Origin of the sequence: Duganella flavida (assembly GCF_009857445.1) — a bacterium.
GTDB lineage: Bacteria > Pseudomonadota > Gammaproteobacteria > Burkholderiales > Burkholderiaceae_D > Rugamonas > Rugamonas flavida.
On the sequence record NZ_WWCN01000004.1, the window covers coordinates 234,081 to 249,382 of the forward strand.

The window sequence follows — 15,302 nt, forward strand, 5'->3', positions numbered from 1 at the left end:
CTGGCGTTACCACTTAAGGGTCAGACCCCGTACGGGGTCTGACCCTGCGTGGCCGTGCGGGTTTGCGAACTAGTACTCCCGGCGGTCCGGTTTGATCTCTTGCAGGATCGTGGTCGAGATTTCCTCGATCGACTTGGTGGTCGAGGACAGCCAGCGGATGCCTTCGCGCTTCATCATCAACTCTGCTTCGTTGACCTCATAGCGGCAGTTTTCCAGCGCTGCGTATTTGCTGCCTGCACGGCGTTCATTGCGGATTTCGCTCAAACGTTCCGGCGTAATCGTCAAACCAAAAATCTTGGACTTGAACTCATACAGCGACGACGGCAGCTTGCCGCGCTCGAAGTCGTCCGGAATCAGCGGATAGTTGGCCGCCTTGATCCCATACTGCATCGCCAGATACAAGCTAGTCGGGGTCTTGCCCGAGCGCGACACGCCCACCAGAATCACATCGGCCGACGACAAATTTTTGTGCGACTGGCCGTCATCATGCGCCAGCGAGAAGTTGATCGCCTCGATCCGGTTTTTGTATTCCTCGCTGTCGACGATGTTGTGCGAACGCCCAATCGTGTGGGTCGATTTCACGCCCAACTCTTGTTCCAATGGCGCAACAAACGTCTGGAACATGTCCATATACATGCCCTTGCATAGACGAATGATGTCCGACAACTCGGTCTTCACCAGCGTGGAAAAGATGATCGGGCGCTGACCGTCGGTGGCAAATGCCTCGTTAATTTTGCGCACTGCATCATGCGCCTTGTCCAGCGTATCGATGAACGGCAGGCGCACCTGGCGGAAGCGCAGCTCGAACTGGGTCAGCACCGAGTGACCGAAGGTTTCAGCAGTAATGCCAGTCCCGTCCGAGACAAAAAAGACGGTGCGGGCGGCGGAGGGCAGTGGTGGTCGTTGTTCTTGTGTCATGTAGAGGACGCTATCGGGTATTGTGGTTCGTCAATTCGCGCTTCAGGCTGTAGAATGAGCGCCAATGGTTTTATTGTGCTGCACGACGAACAGAATAACAAGAAACAAGTCTGCGCCTCGCTGGAAGATTTCTATCATCAAAAAGGTGTAATTATGTCCAACGCAGCATTGAAGGAGCAAAACAACGACGCAGTTTACGTTGCCTCGTTCGAAAACTTACGTATGACGGATGTTGAATCCGTCGGCGGCAAGAACGCCTCTCTCGGCGAAATGATCAGCCAGCTGGCGGAAGCCGGCGTGCGCGTGCCCGGTGGTTTCGCCACCACGGCACAAGCTTTCCGCGACTTCCTGTCGCACAGTGCCGACGGCGGCAAGTCGTTGGCCGATCGCATTGCCGATCGCCTCGTCGACCTCAACATCGACGACGTCCGCTCGCTGGCGCAAGCTGGCGCCGAGATCCGTCAATGGATCATCGAGACTCCATTCCAGCCACGCCTGGAAGCGGAAATCAATACCTTCTACGAAAAACTGGTGGCCGATTCGTCGACCGAAATGTCGTTCGCGGTGCGCTCGTCGGCGACTGCTGAAGACTTGCCAGACGCTTCGTTCGCAGGCCAGCAAGAGACCTTCCTGAACGTGGTCGGCATCGACAACGTGCTGGACGCGATGAAGCACGTATTCGCCTCGCTGTACAACGACCGCGCGATTTCGTATCGCGTGCACAAAGGCTTCACCCACGCTGAAGTAGCGCTGTCGGCTGGCGTGCAGCGCATGGTGCGTTCCGACCTGGGCGCGGCTGGCGTGATGTTCACCATCGACACCGAGTCGGGCTTCAAGGACGTGGTGTTCGTGACCTCCAGCTACGGCCTCGGTGAGACCGTGGTGCAGGGCGCAGTGAATCCGGACGAATTCTACGTCCACAAGCCGATGCTGGAAAAAGGCAAGTCGCCTGTTATCCGCCGCAATATCGGTTCGAAACTGATCAAGATGGAATTCACTGCCGAAGCCAAAGCTGGCCGTTCGGTGAAGACCGTTGACGTGCCAGTCGAACTGCGCAACCGCTACTCGCTGAACGACCAGGAAGTGGTGGAACTGGCCAAGTACGCTGTCATCATCGAAAACCACTACGGCCGTCCAATGGACATCGAGTGGGGCAAAGATGGCCGCGACGGCAAGCTGTACATCCTGCAAGCGCGTCCAGAGACCGTGAAGTCGCAGCAGAAAGCCACCGATGTGCAGCAGCGCTTCAAGCTGAAATCGTCGGGCACCGTGCTGGCCTCGGGCCGCGCGATTGGCCAGAAGATCGGTGCCGGTCCGGTGCGCGTGATTCACGACCCGGCCGACATGGAACGTGTACAGCCAGGCGACGTGCTGGTCGCCGACATGACCGACCCTAACTGGGAACCAGTCATGAAGCGCGCTTCCGCCATCGTCACCAACCGCGGCGGACGTACCTGCCACGCAGCGATCATCGCACGTGAACTGGGCGTGCCTGCGGTGGTGGGCTGCGGTGATGCGACCGACGTGCTGAAAGACGGCACCTTCGTGACCGTGTCCTGCGCTGAAGGCGACGAAGGCAAGATCTACGACGGCCTGCTGGAAACCGAAGTATCGGAAGTGCAGCGCGGCGAATTGCCGAAACTGCCGACCAAGATCATGCTGAACGTGGGTAATCCACAGCTGGCGTTTGACTTCCAGGCCGTGCCTAACGGCGGCGTGGGCCTGGCTCGCCTCGAGTTCATCATCAATAACAACATTGGTGTGCACCCGAAAGCGATCCTGGAATATCCAAACATCGACGCTGACTTGAAGAAGGCAGTGGAGTCGGTCGCGCGCGGCCACGCTTCGCCGAAAGCGTTCTACGTCGACAAGCTGGCCGAAGGTATTGCCACCATCGCCGCTGCGTTCTGGCCGAAACCAGTGATCGTGCGCCTGTCGGATTTCAAGTCCAACGAGTACAAGAAACTGATCGGCGGTTCGCGCTACGAGCCGGACGAAGAAAATCCGATGCTGGGCTTCCGCGGCGCGGCGCGCTACCTCGCTGCTGATTTCGCCGGCGCATTCGAAATGGAATGCGCAGCGATGAAGCGCGTGCGTAACGACATGGGCCTGACCAACGTTGAGATCATGGTGCCGTTCGTGCGTACCCTGGGCCAGGCTGAGAAGGTGGTGGACCTGCTGGGCAAGAACGGCTTGGTGCGCGGCGAAAACGGCCTGCGCCTGATCATGATGTGCGAAGTACCGTCGAACGCCATCTTGGCAGACCGCTTCCTCGAACACTTCGACGGCTTCTCGATCGGTTCCAACGACCTGACCCAGCTGACGCTGGGCCTGGACCGCGATTCCGGCATGGCGCTGCTGGCAGCTGACTTCGACGAGCGCGACGACGCGGTGAAAGCCCTGCTGTCGCAAGCGATCCAAGCCTGCCGCGCGCAGGGCAAGTACATCGGCATTTGCGGCCAGGGTCCATCGGACCACCCGGACTTCGCCGCGTGGCTGATGGAGCAGGGCATTGAATCGATGTCGCTGAATCCTGACTCGGTGATCGACACCTGGCAGAAGCTGGCGTCCTTGCAGAAGTAATTGAAGTGATTGACGTAAGCTGAAAATGGTATAGACTGGAGTTATCGAATTTAGTAGTAAAAAACTCTATCAATACCATCTGTCAGCAGCTAAAAACCCTCGCCGCCCATGTTGGGAAGCGAGGGTTTTTTCATTTGAAAGGAGCGCATCATGGCTGATTGGAGCTACTGGCTGGCGGCTGCCGGCGTGGTTGTAATACTCGAACTGTTCAGCGGGACTTTCTACCTGCTGATGATAGCCATCGGGCTGGCGGCCGGCAGTGCTGCGGCCTTGCTGGGCTTCGGCGAGGCGGCGCAATGGCTGGTGGCGGCAGCGGTCGGCATCATTGCGACGCTGGTCTTGCGCCGCAGCCGTTATGGCAAGCCGCAGGAGCGTATCGATGCGGCGCGCAACCCGGACGTGAACCTTGATATCGGCCAGACCGTGCATGTGCCGGCGTGGCAGGATAACGCAGCGCGCGTGATGTATCGCGGCGCGCTGTGGGATGTAGAGTTGGCTCCGGGCGTGAGCGCCACGCCGGGCCCGTTCATCATTCGTGAAGTGCGTGGCAGCCGCCTGATTGTGGCGGCCTAAGATTAATCAACGGAGATTTACATGGACATCAGTTTAGGCAACGTTACCTTTATCTTGTTTGTTTTGGCTGTCGTATTCGTTTTTAAAACCATCAACGTGGTGCCGCAGCAGCACGCGTGGGTGGTGGAGCGGCTCGGTAAATATCATGCGACGCTGGGGCCGGGTCTCAATATCGTGATTCCGTTTGTGGACCGCATCGCCTACAAGCACGTGCTAAAAGAGATACCGCTCGACGTGCCGCCGCAGGTCTGCATCACCAAGGACAACACGCAGCTGCAGGTGGACGGCATCCTGTACTTCCAGATTACTGACGCGATGCGCGCGTCGTACGGCTCGTCCAACTACATCGCCGCGATTACGCAGCTGGCGCAGACCACGCTGCGTTCCGTGATCGGCCGTATGGAACTGGACAAAACGTTTGAAGAGCGTGAACACATCAACACCGCCATCGTGAATGCGATTGACGAATCAGCCTCCAACTGGGGCGTGAAGGTGCTGCGTTACGAGATCAAGGACTTGACGCCGCCGAAAGAAATCCTGCACGCCATGCAGGCGCAGATCACAGCCGAGCGTGAGAAGCGTGCGCTGATCGCCGCATCGGAAGGCCGTCGCCAGGAGCAGATCAACATCGCCAGCGGCGAACGCGAGGCGCAGATTGCACGCTCCGAGGGCGACAAGCAAGCAGCCATCAACCGCGCACAAGGCCAGGCAGCGGCAATTGTGGCGCTGGCGGAGGCGAATGCGTCGGCACTGCGCCAGGTCGGCGCGGCAATCCGCGAACCGGGCGGCGACGAGGCCATGAACCTCAAAGTCGCCGAGCAATACGTTGGCGCGTTCGGCCAGCTTGCCAAGACCAATAATTCGATTATCATACCGGCCAATTTGGGCGAGATGAGCGGCCTGATCGCCACCGCGATGCAGGTCGTCAAAACGCAGAGCAAGATCATCAAGGAGTAAGCATGGGTACTTGGGCGGTAGACGCCTTCGGCAACGACTTCGCGCAGGACTGGGCGGAGGATTTGCACGAGACGAGCAATCTGGACGCGGTCGAAGACACGCTCAATACGGCGCTGGAGAACGGTGGCGAACTGGAAGCACCGTTCGCGGCGGAAGCGCTAGCGGCAATTGAAGTGCTGGCGCGCCTGCAAGGCAAAGGCGGACCGCGCAGCGAGGACAGCGCATCGGTAGACGAATGGGTAGAGGCGCGCAAAGCCAAGGCGGTCAAACCGCGCACCGACTTGGCGGCGAAAGCCGCGCAAGCCATCGAGCGCGTTCTCGGTCCGGACAGCGAACTACGCCAACTGTGGGAAGACAGCGAGCACTACGCAGACTGGCGCGCCTCAGTCGAAGACCTGCGCGCCCGTCTTTAAAATTCGGGGTCAGCTCTGTCATTTGGACATTGCGGAACTAATGCGAAAAATTTAGTTCCCAAATGTCCAAATGACAGAGCTGACCCCGAAGTTGTTTTACTGCTTGCGGCGGCGGGCGGCGAAGCCTACCAGGCCCAGGCCAGCCAGCAGCATGGCGTAGGTTTCTGGCTCAGGTACGGCGGTGGTCAGCGAGACTTTATCCAGCGAGGTGCCCAGGCTGTCGCTGGTGCCGATGGCTTTGAAGCTCAGCGCTTCGGTAGCGCCATTGCCGATCAGGTTGTAGCTGACGGTCTGCCAGCCGCCGCCCAGCGAGTTGTTCACGGTGCCAACCACGCTGCCGCCCCAGCTGATTTCCAGACCTTGCGACGAGGTGGCCACGCCTGGACGGTCCTGGAACTTGAAGGTCAGGGTGTAGTTCTGGCCCATCACGGTCGACACGTTCTGGAACATCGAGCTGTTGGCGGTGGTATCCAGTTCGACGAAGTTCACGCCGTCCGGGGCATTGCCGACTACGTTGTTGCGCAGTTCGATGCCGTAGGCGCCACCGGTCCAGCCGGTCAGGTTGCTGTAGATGTTCCAGGTGCCGTTGGCTTGCAGGTTTTGCTCGAAGCTGCCGTTGGTCAGCAGTTCGGTCGATGCGTGTGCTGCGCCGCTGGCCAGCAGGGCCGCGATGGCGGCAGTTTTCAGAAATTTCATGGCGTTTCCCCGTATGTTGATTATTGGCAATTTGAATTTCACAAAAGACATGCAAATTCTATCTCGGCAACAGCAAAACAAGCTAGGGACATTTGTCATTTTCTGATGTGTTGTACCATTCCGGCATGAACCAAGATATCCAACAGCTGCAAAACTTTCTGCGCGACAATCAACGGGTGCTGGTGCTGACCGGCGCCGGCCTCAGCACGGCCTCCGGCATACCCGATTACCGCGACAAGGACGGCGTGCGGCGCGGCCGCAACCCGATACAGGGGCCGGATTTCCGCAAGTCCGAGGCAGTGCGCCGCCGCTACTGGGCACGCAGCATGGCCGGCTACCCGACTTTGGCCGGGGCTGCGCCCAACGCCGGCCATCACGCGCTGGCCGAGCTGGAAGCAGCCGGGCGCATCCACGGCATCATTACGCAAAACGTCGACGGCTTGCACACGCGGGCCGGCAGCCGCAAGCTGATCGAGCTGCATGGGAATATCCATGGTGTGGTTTGCCTCGATTGCCGCAGCGTGCATCCGCGCGCCGGAATTCAGCAATGGCTGGCGCAGGCGAATCCGGAACTGGTACCGACCGGCCCGGCCGGCGAGGTGGTGCCGGAAGCGCGTCCCGACGGCGATGCTGAGGTGGAGCTGGATGAGCTCCAGGATTTCCAGCTGCCGTACTGCGCAGCGTGCGGCGGCACCTTGCAGCCGGATGTGATCTTCTTCGGCGATAACATCCCGGCCCAGCGCACGGCCGCAGCGCTGCAGCTGGCCGAGGAGGCCGACGCGGTGCTGGTGGTGGGCTCGTCGCTGATGGTGTTCTCGGGCTTCCGCTTTGCCAAGCTGGCAGCCCAAGCGAACAAGCCGATCGCGGCCATCAACATCGGGAAGACCCGGGCGGATGACTTGATCGGCTTGAAGGTGGAAGCGTCGGCAGTGGATGTGCTGCCGTTGCTGGTTTAATTCCGCTGCAGCATGGAACGGACGATGGTTTCCTTGGCCAGCACGTAGTCATGACCGGCCAGCACGAAGTTGGTGTTCGGCTGGATCACTTTGATGTTGATGAATACCATGTCGCTGGTTTCGGCATACGAACCGACCACGATGGCTTGCGCGTTGTGGCTGTTGGCGACTTCACCGATTTCGCGGGTCAGCATCAGCTCGCCCTGGTTGCGTTTCAGGTAGACGCTGTTACGCAGCTTCATTTCCAGCATGCTCAGGCCGCCCTGAGCCATGCGCGTCGAGATCTGCTCCGACACCAGGCGGCCCAGCGTGGTGGTCTGTTCCAGTGAATCGATGTTGACCACGGTGGCGACGATCAGCGGCTTGTCCGCCAGCAGCTTGCCGCTCAGTTGCTGCAGCAGCGCATCGGCCGCCTTGTAGTTGGCATTGATGAACTGGTTCGATGAGATGGTGGCGTAATTGCCTTCTTCATTTTTCGGCGTCGAGGAGCAGCCAGCCAGCAGCAGCGGCAGGGCCAGCACGGAGGTACGCAGTACGTTGTTCAGCATTTACATGTCTCCGCGCACCTGGAAGGTACGGGTCAGTTTAGGTTCTTCAGGCTTCGGATCGACGATGCCGTACAGCACGCGGTCGGTGTCGGCCACGTAGTAGGCCGAGGTGCTGCGCGCCAGATAGCGGTACTGGTCGGACACCGAAACGGTGACGATGATTTCAGTCTTTGGCGTTGCGCCCGGTGCGAACTGGGCATTGAACCAGTCGTAGGCATCCCAGGCGCCGGCGCCAGCGGCGATATTGAGCAGGGCCGGTGCTTCGATCTCGCTCAGCAGCCAGACGCCGGCGCCGAGGATGGCGCGCTCGCCGTGGTAGCGGTATTGCGGACGGTTGGCGCTGAAGCTAACGGCCTGCACATCCATATCAACCTTGAGCGAGCCGGCCGGGCTGCGCGACACCACGTAGCCATCATTGACCAGCGAGGTGGTCAGCTGGGTCGCCAGCGCGCGCTGGAACGGCGTTGGGTCTTTCGGTTCGTTGATGAAGACCGGACGGGGCGGACTCTTCTTGAGCTCGGCGGCCACGCCTTTTTCGATATTGTCGGAAATGACGCCCCAGTGGTAAGCCGCCTGCAGCTTGGCTTGCTTGGTGGTGGGGAAGTTGGCGGCCAGCGGCGTCGGCGTATAGCGTGCCGCGCATCCTGCCAGCAAGATTCCGGCTGCCAGAGCCATTGCAGTTTTCAGCGCCATTATTGCCTCGTCGTCAAAGGTGCGAATGTAAAATCGTTCTCCACCCAGTTTAGCATGGATGTTTCTAATTAGAAATTGTCCGGACAATAAAAAACCCGGTACGGGACCGGGTTTTGTACAGAGTGCGCAACAGTTTTAGCGGCGATGGGTTTTCATCGCGGCCGCCACTTCGCGCTTGCCATCGCGATCTTTCTCGGTAGCACGTTTATCATGCATTTTCTTGCCTTTGGCGAGGCCGATTTCACATTTCACGCGGCCGCCCTTGAAGTGCAGGTTGAGCGGCACCAGGGTGTAGCCGGCGCGCGTGACTTTGCCGATCAGCTTGTCGATCTGTTCGCGATGCAGCAGCAGCTTGCGGGTGCGCACGGCTTCCGGGCTGATGTGGGTGGACGCGGTCGGCAGGGCGCTGATGTGAGCGCCGAACAGGAACAGCTCGTCGCCCTTGATGGTGACGTAGGCTTCCTTGATTTGTACCTTGTTGTCGCGGATGGCCTTGACCTCCCAGCCCTCCAGCACGACGCCCGCTTCATAGCGGTCTTCGATGAAGTAGTCAAAAAAGGCTTTTTTGTTATCAGCTATGGTCATGAGATGGTATCGGTTAAACTACTGCTGCGCGCCCAACAGCGCGAATAATTCAACATCATAGCAAATGGTTAGACAATGGCAGTAGTACACAAATCAGTTTTACTCGCTTATAGCGCCCAGCAAATGTTTGATCTGGTGGCTGCGATTGAGGACTATCCCAAATTTTTGCCGTGGTGCGGTGGTGTTGAGGTCAAGGAGCGCACTGGCGATACGGTGGTGGCCAGCGTTGGCATCAACTACCACGGCGTCAAGCAGAGCTTCACCACTGCCAATGAAAACACGCCCTCCAGTGCTATCAAGATGAGGCTGGTGGACGGTCCTTTCAAGTGCCTGGACGGCACCTGGACCTTCAAGGCGCTGCGTGAGGACGCCTGCAAGATCGACCTCGACCTGCACTACGAATTTTCCAGTGCCTTGCTGGCCAAGCTGGTGGGGCCGGTGTTCGGGATGATCGCCAACAGCATGGTGGATTCCTTCTGCAAACGGGCGGAAACGGTGTATGGCAGCTGAGACCATCAACATCCAGGTGTGCTACGCCAGCGAGGCGACGCAATTCCTGCGCGCCTTGCAAGTCCCGCTCGGCACCACCATCGAACAAGCCATCGCCCTGAGTGGCCTGGCCGAAGCCGCGCCCGGCCTTGATGTGGCCGCACTGGAAACCGGCATCTATGCCAAGAAAAAATCGCGCGACACCGTCCTGCGCGAACACGACCGCATCGAACTCTACCGCCCCCTGATCGCCGACCCCAAGCAAGCCCGCCGCCGCCGCAAAACCGCCGCGCCTGTTTGACCTCTGCAGTGTTGCAAACTGGCTTTGCGGCGATGGGCCTTCCTGCCCGTACCGCAGCAACCTAAGATAAACTCATCGTCACCACCTGCGAAGAGTTCATGATGAGAAGCTATTGGTTGCTCGCGATTACCGTGCTGTATGGCTGCCAGCCCTCCGCCGAGGCCGCTGCTGTTTGCCCGCCGGTGACGCGTGTCGGCGTCAGCGATCTTGGCTATAGCTCCTATCGCGAGAATGGCCGCATCGTCGGTATTGGGGTGGATGTTATCAACGAAATGGCGCGGCGCTCCGGTTGCAAGTTTGAGTTTCAGTGGTTTCCGCGCCAGCGGCTGTTTGTGGAGCTGCAAGCCGGACACATAGACATGGCAATGGGCGCGTTCCGCACGCCGGAGCGCGACGTCTACGCCCGCCACCTGCCTTACGCCTACCTGCAATACGACTTGATCCTGCGCGAAGCACCGGGGCAGAGCTACGCCAGTCTCAGCGATTTCGTTGAGCGAGGAACCGGGCGACTTAATATCACGCGCGGACTGGTTTACGATTCACCAATCGAGACACAACTGGCGTTGTTGGCCGCTGCCGGCCGGCTGGAAGTGGTGAATGATTTTGAAACCGTGTTCGGCAAGCTGGAGATGGGCCGTGCCGACGGCACGGTAGCCACGGCGGCGATCTATGGCAAATACATGAAAAAAGGGCAGCTGAAGCGCAGCGTGGTGCTGCCGATTTCGGAAGCGACGCCGCGCTTTACTGGCATTTATGTTTCCAAGAGTACGGTGCCGGCGCACACCCGCGAGTTTTATGCCTCAGTTCTGAAGGGCATGGTAGCCGAGCAGATGGTGCTCGGCTTTTACTCCCGTTACATCGATGAAGCCACCATCAAACGTACCTTCAAGCCGGGCGTGGGGCCGTTGTTGAACAGCCTGTCCACGCCCGAGTGAAGCTTAGCGGCCGTTGACATCCACCGTTGTCGCATCCAGCTTGACCTTGACGCTGGCTGCTGGCTTGGCGCCGGCGGAATCGGCCAACGTGACGAGGTACTCGCCGGCGGCGATCTTCCAGGTTTTGCTGGCGCTGTCGTACACGCCCAGCAGGCGTGGGTCGATCTTCACCGAGGCTTTGCCGCTGGCGCCGGCCTTCAGTTCCAGCTTGTCCCAGCCGCCGAGGCGCTTAGGTGCTTCCCAGCCGCCAGCCAGCGACGACACGTAGACCTGGCCTACCGCCTTGCCATCGCGCTTGCCGGTGTTCTTGATGCTGAACGTGACTTCGATGCCGGTGCCCGCAGGCTTGGCGCTCAAATCTTCCAGCGCGAAGCTGCTGTACGACAGGCCATAACCGAACGGGAACAGCGGCTTGTGGCCTTTCAGGTCGAACCACTTGTAGCCAATGGCCGCGCCTTCGATGTTGTAGTCGGTGGTGAATTTCTCAATGACGGTTTCGTCCTTGGTCTTGGCGTCGCCGTCAAGTTTAGGACGCGGTAGCTGCGCCAGCGAAGCAGGGAAGGTCGCAGGCAGGCGGCCCGACGGATTCACCTCGCCACTCAGCACGCGCGCAATCGCTGCGCCGCCATTGGAGCCGGTGTACCACGCTTCCAGCACTGCGCCGACGTTGTTCAGCCAAGGCATCACAACCGGGCCGCCGGTTTGCAGCACCACCACGGTTTTCGGATTCGCCTTTGCCACGGCGGCGATCAGTTCATCCTGTTTGCCCGGCAGGTTCAGGTCATCCGAGTCGAAGCTCTCGGCCATCCACTGGTTACCGAAGACGATGACCACATCGCTGCTGGCGGCCAGTTTGGCTGCTGCGGCGACGTCCTTGCCGTCGTTGTAGGCCAGCTTGGCTTTGGTCAGCTTGGCCAGTTCGCCCATCGGCGACGAGCGGTGATACACGATCGGACCAGGGAAGTAGGCCGGGCCTTCGTTCGGCACCGCCGAACCGCCTTTCGGATACACCTGCGCCGAACCGCCGCCCGACAGCACGCCCACGTCTGCGTGGCCGCCGATGATGGCGATGCTGCGCACACCAGCGGCCAGCGGCAGCAGGTCGTTGTGATTCTTCAGCAGCACGATGGCTTCTTCAGCATCGGCCTGCGAGACTTTGCCGTGCGCTGTGAAGTCGATGCCGGCATCGGTCGACGTTGGCGTTGCCACTGGATGTTCCACCACGCCGTTGGCAAACATGGTGCGGGTAATGCGCTTGACCATATCGTCCAGGCGCGCTTCCGGCACGTGGCGATTGACCACGGCTTCTTTCAGCGCTTGGTTGAAGTAGTCCGATTTATCGAACGGGAAGCCGGATTGCTGGTCAAGTCCGCGCAGCGCTGCAGGAATCGTCGAGTGGGTCGCGCCCCAGTCAGACATTACGTAGCCCGGATATTTCCAGTCCTGCTTCAGCACTTCATTCAGCAGGTAGTTGTTCTCGCAGGCGTAGTCGCCGTTGATGCGGTTGTAAGCGCACATCACGGAGCCAGGCTGGCCGCGCTCAATCGCAAATTGCAGCGCCAGCAGGTCGGACATGCGGCCGGCTTGGTCTTCGATTTTGACGTCGATGTGATTGCGGTTGGTTTCCTGGTCGTTGAAGGCGTAGTGCTTAACGGTCGAAATAATATGGTTCGACTGGATGCCGCGAATCTGTTCGCCGACCATCACGCCGGCCAGTAGTGGATCTTCGCCGCCGTATTCGAAGTTGCGGCCATTGCGCGGTTCGCGCATCAGGTTCACGCCGCCGGCCAGCAGCACATTGAAGCCGGTGGAACGGGCTTCGCTGCCGATCATCGCGCCGCCGGCGAAGGCCAGCTTGGGATTCCAGGTTGCGGTGGTGGCCAGGCCCGAAGGCAAAGAGGTACGTTCGTATGGTTTCTTGGAGACGGCTTGCGTCGCCACGCCGACACCGGCGTCCGACTGCCATTGCGACGGCAGGCCAAGACGCGGAATGCCTGGCACCCAGCCTGCCGAATCAGGACGGCCTTCCTTCGGCTGCTCGTGCTTCTTCGGCGAGAACTCGGTCGAGAAGTAGGCGAACACGGTCTGGATTTTTTCGTCCAGCGTCATCGCTTTGACCAGCTGGTCGGCGCGCGCATCCGGGGATTGCGCGGCGTCCAGCCAAGGTTGTTTTGCGTCTGCGGCGTGCGCGCCGGTCAACATGAGTGGATAAGCCAGTGCGAGAGACAGCCAGAGACGCTTTTTCATACGGTACGTTGTCCTTGTAGTTTTAGTTGATCTTCAGCGCGGGATCAAAACCTCCAGCGCATATGCTCCGCCCGCAACGATACCGGTGAAAACGTTTTCAGTCAAACGCTTGCCCTCATGCCAGACTTGCGTCTCGCCGACGTCCGCACGTTGTATAGACACATTGAAGGTCGCATGGCGGAACTGGCGCACCACCTTCATGCGGTCCCACTGCGATGGCAGTTGCGGCTTGATCGCCAGGCCGTCGCTGCATCCTTTCAAACCGCACAGGCCTTCGATGAAGCACTGGTAGGCCCACGACACGGTGCCAGTGTTGAACAACTGGCTGGAGCGGCCGGCGGTGCGTGGATACTCGTTGTACGCGCCGCGATAGTAGTTAGGAATGAACACTGGCAGCTGGCCGCGCTGCAGGTAATCCGCTTCGCTTGGACCGGGCAGCATCTGGCGCAGCAGCGTGTAGGCGCGGTCGCTCTCGCCGATGGTGTACAGGCTGTAGATGTAGAACACGGCGGCGTGGTTGTAGACCGCGCCATTCTCCGCCGATCCCGGATGCTTCTGCGTCACGCGGCCGACATCATCGCGCATGGCGCTGAACGGCGGCGCGAACATCTGCACGCCGTATGGTGTGCACAGTTGCTGCTCGACCTGCGCCACCATCGAGGCGCGCTGGCCGGCGTTGGTGGCGCCGCCGAGGATGGCCCATGCCTGCGGGTTAAGCCAGATGCGTCCTTCCTTGTCCTTGCTGGTGCCGAAGATGACATCATCATCGGTGATGCCGCGCGCGTACCAGTCGCCGTCCCACAGGTGTTCGTTGGCGGCGCGGTTGACGTTGCGCGCGCCGGTGCGGAAGTGCTTCGCACTTTCGGCCAGCGAGGAGCTGGCGCCGGTGGTTTCGCAAATCTCGGCCCACAGGTTGAGCGCATACGCAGTGGCCACAGTCAGCCAGCCGGACACGCCGCGGCCTTTGTAGCCGACCATATTCATCGGATCGCACCAGTCGCCTTGCGCGATGTAGCTGAGGCCACGCTTGTCGCGCGCGTGCAGCAGCCAGTCCATGGCGCTGCTCACGCGCTCCGAGACGGTGAGGGCGATGCCGCTGTCGGCGCCGATTACGTCTTCGTTGAGGATGTCGTAGTCGCCGGTTTCATCGAGGTAGACTTTGAGCGCCACCGGCAGCCACACGCAGTGGTCGGTATGCGGCACCTGGTTGATGTATTTGAGTTCCGCGCCTTCGGCCAGCAGGATCCCGTCCGGCATGGCGCCGCTGGCCTCCTGCTGCGACAGCGCGTGCAGGAAGGCTTTGCGCATCACGCTAGGCTTGATGAAGCTCATGCCCATATTGTCTTGTAGGTAGTTGCGCGTTTGTGGATCGGTGCTCAGGCGATTGACGTCGCCGTGGTAGAACACCTGGCGCGGCAGCCAGTGGTTGACGAAGTTGTCGAGGTCTGCGTCCGGCGTTTCAATGCGCAGGCATCCGGGGCCGCCGGCGATGTAGGCGGCGTATTCGTCGGCGGCGGTCTTGAAGCCTTCTGCGCTCAGGTATTTGGCGCGCACGGCCTTGATCTCGGTATCGTCAAATGCCGGGCCGAATGCAAAGCGGTAGTCGCGTGCTTCGCCGTCGGCCAGCGCGAGGCGGTACTGCACGGCGGCGGTGGGCGTTTCGTAGCGCGCATCGCTGCCACCCAGTTGTTCGGCATCGATGGCCTGCGGGCGATTCAGCGTGCCTTCGCCTTCAAATGCGGACTGGCGCACTTCCCACGCATCCGGTGCTTGCTCGCACAGGAAGTAGGTCTTGTCCTTGAAGTCCTTTTGCTTGAAGTAGTCTGCTACTTTCTGATACGGCGTGACGCTGCTGGCGACCACGCCGCCCAAGTCCGCGCGGTACTCGCCGGACTGGTTCATCCACGACATGTAACCGATCGGGAAGTAAGGGTAGACACTGAGCTTGCGCGCGCGGCCCGAGATGTTGGTCACGCGCAGCGACCACAGTTCCACCACATCGGCCACCGGCAGGCCTAGCACCAGTTCGATGCGAATGCCGAGGTGCTCGATGGTCCATTCCAGATTGCTTTTGCCGACCGAAAAAGTGTAGCTGTCCACCGGTGCGCGCACCGGCTCATATGGAGCGGAGAACAGTTGGCCCGTCTCTTCGTCCTTGATGTAGAAGAAGCGGCCCGGATGATGCGCGTAGTAGTTCTGCTCCGGCTGCATAAAGGTCTTGGCTTCCAGATTCGGCGCGTACGCGTACTTGGCAGGCTCCGGCTGCATGTACTGCGCGGTGGCGTAACCACGGCAGGTAATCTGGATCATCATCTTCTGGTTCCACAGGAAGCCGGCTGCTTGTGGCATGGCGGTGGCGCTGGTCAGTTCGTAACGGTCGCCGTTGTGGGTGGGGCGTAACATGGGCT

General features: G+C 60.1%; 15 protein-coding genes. 8 read left to right on the forward strand and 7 right to left on the reverse strand.

Translation table 11 applies throughout. The features are described 5' to 3' along the window. Nucleotides 1–69: 69 nt before the first annotated feature. On the reverse strand, nt 70–918 hold the full coding sequence (gene ppsR, locus GTP46_RS07935) for a posphoenolpyruvate synthetase regulatory kinase/phosphorylase PpsR (RefSeq protein WP_161006076.1): 849 nt from the start codon (nt 916–918) through the stop codon (nt 70–72). Nucleotides 919–1,071: 153 nt separating this feature from the next. Here ppsR and ppsA point away from each other — a divergent pair, with 153 nt between their 5' ends. The 4 genes from ppsA (at nt 1,072) to GTP46_RS07955 (ending at nt 5,444) form a co-directional block, all read left to right on the forward strand. Next, nucleotides 1,072–3,501: a phosphoenolpyruvate synthase gene (gene ppsA / locus GTP46_RS07940; RefSeq protein ID WP_161006242.1), complete on the forward strand. Its 2,430-nt coding sequence runs from the start codon at nt 1,072–1,074 to the stop codon at nt 3,499–3,501. Between the two features lie 150 nt (nt 3,502–3,651). Next, nucleotides 3,652–4,074, forward strand: a complete 423-nt coding sequence (locus tag GTP46_RS07945) for an NfeD family protein (protein ID WP_161006077.1) — start codon at nt 3,652–3,654, stop codon at nt 4,072–4,074. A gap of 21 nt (nt 4,075–4,095) precedes the next feature. Further along, nucleotides 4,096–5,031, forward strand: a complete 936-nt coding sequence (locus tag GTP46_RS07950) for an SPFH domain-containing protein (RefSeq protein WP_161006078.1) — start codon at nt 4,096–4,098, stop codon at nt 5,029–5,031. A 2-nt stretch (nt 5,032–5,033) separates the two neighbouring features. Next, the gene (locus GTP46_RS07955; RefSeq protein ID WP_161006079.1) at nt 5,034–5,444 is read left to right on the forward strand and encodes a DUF4259 domain-containing protein; all 411 of its coding nucleotides are present in this window, start codon (nt 5,034–5,036) and stop codon (nt 5,442–5,444) included. 96 nt (nt 5,445–5,540) lie between these two features. On the opposite strand, the gene GTP46_RS07960 is transcribed toward GTP46_RS07955, so the two are convergent. Beyond that, entirely contained in the window at nt 5,541–6,140 is a 600-nt protein-coding gene (locus GTP46_RS07960; RefSeq protein WP_202414185.1) for a PEPxxWA-CTERM sorting domain-containing protein, read from the reverse strand. A 125-nt stretch (nt 6,141–6,265) separates the two neighbouring features. On the opposite strand from GTP46_RS07960, the gene GTP46_RS07965 reads away from it, so the two are divergent. Continuing rightward, the gene (locus tag GTP46_RS07965; protein ID WP_161006081.1) at nt 6,266–7,096 is read left to right on the forward strand and encodes an NAD-dependent protein deacetylase; all 831 of its coding nucleotides are present in this window, start codon (nt 6,266–6,268) and stop codon (nt 7,094–7,096) included. On the opposite strand, the gene GTP46_RS07970 is transcribed toward GTP46_RS07965, so the two are convergent. The 3 genes from GTP46_RS07970 to smpB all read right to left on the reverse strand — a co-directional run bounded on the left by GTP46_RS07970 (nt 7,093) and on the right by smpB (nt 8,922). Beyond that, nucleotides 7,093–7,644, reverse strand: coding sequence for a FlgO family outer membrane protein (locus GTP46_RS07970; protein WP_161006082.1), 552 nt, complete (start codon nt 7,642–7,644; stop codon nt 7,093–7,095). The two genes, GTP46_RS07965 and GTP46_RS07970, sit on opposite strands and share 4 nt — an antisense overlap. Continuing rightward, nucleotides 7,645–8,337 (reverse strand): hypothetical protein, encoded by a 693-nt coding sequence (locus tag GTP46_RS07975; RefSeq protein WP_161006083.1) that lies wholly within the window; start codon nt 8,335–8,337, stop codon nt 7,645–7,647. It abuts the gene before it with no gap. A gap of 135 nt (nt 8,338–8,472) precedes the next feature. Next, nucleotides 8,473–8,922 (reverse strand): SsrA-binding protein SmpB, encoded by a 450-nt coding sequence (gene smpB, locus GTP46_RS07980; protein ID WP_161006084.1) that lies wholly within the window; start codon nt 8,920–8,922, stop codon nt 8,473–8,475. 75 nt (nt 8,923–8,997) lie between these two features. Here smpB and GTP46_RS07985 point away from each other — a divergent pair, with 75 nt between their 5' ends. From GTP46_RS07985 to GTP46_RS07995, 3 genes are all read left to right on the forward strand, one after another. Continuing rightward, nucleotides 8,998–9,432 (forward strand): type II toxin-antitoxin system RatA family toxin, encoded by a 435-nt coding sequence (locus GTP46_RS07985; protein WP_161006085.1) that lies wholly within the window; start codon nt 8,998–9,000, stop codon nt 9,430–9,432. Beyond that, nucleotides 9,422–9,712 (forward strand): RnfH family protein, encoded by a 291-nt coding sequence (locus GTP46_RS07990; protein ID WP_161006086.1) that lies wholly within the window; start codon nt 9,422–9,424, stop codon nt 9,710–9,712. The genes GTP46_RS07985 and GTP46_RS07990 overlap by 11 nt, the downstream gene beginning before the upstream one ends. Nucleotides 9,713–9,810: 98 nt before the next feature. Beyond that, nucleotides 9,811–10,647, forward strand: a complete 837-nt coding sequence (locus GTP46_RS07995) for a substrate-binding periplasmic protein (RefSeq protein WP_161006087.1) — start codon at nt 9,811–9,813, stop codon at nt 10,645–10,647. A gap of 3 nt (nt 10,648–10,650) precedes the next feature. Here the strand turns inward: GTP46_RS07995 and GTP46_RS08000 are convergent, their stop codons facing one another. Continuing rightward, complete coding sequence (locus GTP46_RS08000) at nt 10,651–12,894, reverse strand: beta-glucosidase family protein (protein ID WP_161006088.1); 2,244 nt, start codon at nt 12,892–12,894, stop codon at nt 10,651–10,653. Between the two features lie 33 nt (nt 12,895–12,927). Further along, entirely contained in the window at nt 12,928–15,297 is a 2,370-nt protein-coding gene (locus tag GTP46_RS08005) for a GH36-type glycosyl hydrolase domain-containing protein (RefSeq protein ID WP_161006089.1), read from the reverse strand. Nucleotides 15,298–15,302 lie beyond the last annotated feature (5 nt).

What these genes read in the sequence shown, in the direction of transcription:
- GTP46_RS08000 (WP_161006088.1), bottom strand. Translation starts at nt 12,894, where the DNA reads ATGAAAAAGCGTCTCTGGCTGTCTCTCGCACTGGCTTATCCACTCATG.
- GTP46_RS07960 (WP_202414185.1), bottom strand. Translation starts at nt 6,140, where the DNA reads ATGAAATTTCTGAAAACTGCCGCCATCGCGGCCCTGCTGGCCAGCGGC.
- GTP46_RS07955 (WP_161006079.1), top strand. Translation starts at nt 5,034, where the DNA reads ATGGGTACTTGGGCGGTAGACGCCTTCGGCAACGACTTCGCGCAGGAC.
- ppsR (WP_161006076.1), bottom strand. Translation starts at nt 918, where the DNA reads ATGACACAAGAACAACGACCACCACTGCCCTCCGCCGCCCGCACCGTC.
- GTP46_RS08005 (WP_161006089.1), bottom strand. Translation starts at nt 15,297, where the DNA reads ATGTTACGCCCCACCCACAACGGCGACCGTTACGAACTGACCAGCGCC.
- GTP46_RS07990 (WP_161006086.1), top strand. Translation starts at nt 9,422, where the DNA reads ATGGCAGCTGAGACCATCAACATCCAGGTGTGCTACGCCAGCGAGGCG.
- GTP46_RS07975 (WP_161006083.1), bottom strand. Translation starts at nt 8,337, where the DNA reads ATGGCGCTGAAAACTGCAATGGCTCTGGCAGCCGGAATCTTGCTGGCA.
- GTP46_RS07945 (WP_161006077.1), top strand. Translation starts at nt 3,652, where the DNA reads ATGGCTGATTGGAGCTACTGGCTGGCGGCTGCCGGCGTGGTTGTAATA.
- GTP46_RS07995 (WP_161006087.1), top strand. Translation starts at nt 9,811, where the DNA reads ATGATGAGAAGCTATTGGTTGCTCGCGATTACCGTGCTGTATGGCTGC.
- smpB (WP_161006084.1), bottom strand. Translation starts at nt 8,922, where the DNA reads ATGACCATAGCTGATAACAAAAAAGCCTTTTTTGACTACTTCATCGAA.
- GTP46_RS07985 (WP_161006085.1), top strand. Translation starts at nt 8,998, where the DNA reads ATGGCAGTAGTACACAAATCAGTTTTACTCGCTTATAGCGCCCAGCAA.
- ppsA (WP_161006242.1), top strand. Translation starts at nt 1,072, where the DNA reads ATGTCCAACGCAGCATTGAAGGAGCAAAACAACGACGCAGTTTACGTT.
- GTP46_RS07970 (WP_161006082.1), bottom strand. Translation starts at nt 7,644, where the DNA reads ATGCTGAACAACGTACTGCGTACCTCCGTGCTGGCCCTGCCGCTGCTG.
- GTP46_RS07950 (WP_161006078.1), top strand. Translation starts at nt 4,096, where the DNA reads ATGGACATCAGTTTAGGCAACGTTACCTTTATCTTGTTTGTTTTGGCT.
- GTP46_RS07965 (WP_161006081.1), top strand. Translation starts at nt 6,266, where the DNA reads ATGAACCAAGATATCCAACAGCTGCAAAACTTTCTGCGCGACAATCAA.